Source organism: uncultured Polaribacter sp. (genome assembly GCF_947500975.1).
GTDB lineage: Bacteria > Bacteroidota > Bacteroidia > Flavobacteriales > Flavobacteriaceae > Polaribacter.
The window spans coordinates 1-699 of the sequence record NZ_CANMUE010000051.1; the positions used below are offsets into that span (position 1 = coordinate 1).

At 31.8% G+C, this 699-nt stretch carries 1 protein-coding gene; it reads right to left on the reverse strand.

All coding sequences use genetic code 11. From position 1 onward, the window contains the following. Positions 1-134: 134 nt before the first annotated feature. The coding region (locus tag Q0733_RS12975) for a hypothetical protein (RefSeq protein WP_298782762.1) at positions 135-699 on the reverse strand (565 nt) is incomplete at its 5' end.

The window sequence follows — 699 nt, forward strand, 5'->3', positions numbered from 1 at the left end:
AACGGTTTTGTGTATGATTAGTGGCGTGTTTAAGCACCTAATTTAGCAAATAAAAACCGAATAGAAAATCCGCGAGGATTTTCGTAAGCAAGCTCGAACTAGCCATTAATTATACACGTTGTTCTACGCAGTTTTTATTCCTCCGCAAGTTCATATCCATAAATTCCCTTTTTGTTTTCTGGATATATTTTTCTCATTGTCAGATAATAATCTTCTAAAAAGTGATTCAAGTCCACAAGTCCATCGGTATAAAACTGAATAGTGTCTTTTTTGTTTTCGATTATTAAAATTCCACGATTTTCCTTGTCAGAAGTTTTACGATTTGCGTTTCGTTCAATAAATTTTTCAAATTGCCAAATAGTGTCAGTTTCCGATATTTTTTTCTCGTAAACTAAATTCCATTCGGGCTTTTTATTTTCACTAAAAGTCAGTTCTTTAAATTCAGTCCGAATTTTTATTGAATCCGATTGTTTAGTGATTTCAATTCTTTCGTAACCTTCGTAGGTGCAAACTGAATGGTCAAAGAAAACCTTAATGGTATCTAATTCAGTCATATTTTTCTTGAAAACGGTTAAGTCCGTTTTGAGATTAAAGTCAGATTTAGGAAATTCCGTTTTGCTTTCAGTTTCTTTTTTGCAAGAAGCTAAAATCAAAGTCAGAATTAATATTTTGAGTAAGTTTTTCAAATTGCGTAGAACG